The 631-nt window shown below is 61.8% G+C and carries 1 protein-coding gene; it reads left to right on the forward strand.

What is annotated here, in order from left to right:
- On the forward strand, positions 1 to 631 hold a 631-nt coding region (locus tag WW58_RS09775; protein ID WP_046437284.1), incomplete at both ends, for an NAD-dependent epimerase/dehydratase family protein.

Genomic DNA, 631 nt, shown 5'->3' on the forward strand with positions numbered 1-631 from the left:
ACGAAGTCCTGTGCGTGGACAATTTCTTTTCCAGCGCCCGCTCCAATGTGGAAGAGCTCATGGACAACAAGCGCTTCGAACTGCTGCGCCATGACGTGACCTTCCCCCTGTTCGTGGAAGTGGACGAGATCTACAACCTGGCCTGCCCGGCCTCGCCCGTCCACTACCAGCACGACCCCGTGCAGACCATCAAGACCTGCGTCCACGGTGCCATCAACATGCTGGGTCTGGCCAAGCGCCTGAAAGCACGCATCTTCCAGGCCTCCACCAGCGAGGTCTACGGCGACCCCGACGTGCATCCGCAGCCCGAGAGCTACTGGGGCCATGTGAATCCCAACGGCATCCGCTCCTGCTATGACGAAGGCAAGCGCTGCGCCGAGGCCCTGTTCTTCTCCTACCGCCGCCAGAACAATGTGAACATCAAGGTGGGCCGCATCTTCAACACCTACGGCCCCAAGATGCATCCCAACGACGGCCGCGTGGTCTCCAACTTCATCGTGCAGGCCCTGAAGGGCGAACCCATCACCATCTACGGCGACGGCAGCCAGACCCGCTCCTTCTGCTATGTGGATGACCTGGTGGAATGCATGTGCCGCCTCATGGCCACGCCCGACGACTTCACCGGCCCCGT

It is taken from the genome of Akkermansia sp. UNK.MGS-1, from assembly GCF_000980515.1.
Taxonomy (GTDB): domain Bacteria; phylum Verrucomicrobiota; class Verrucomicrobiia; order Verrucomicrobiales; family Akkermansiaceae; genus Akkermansia; species Akkermansia muciniphila.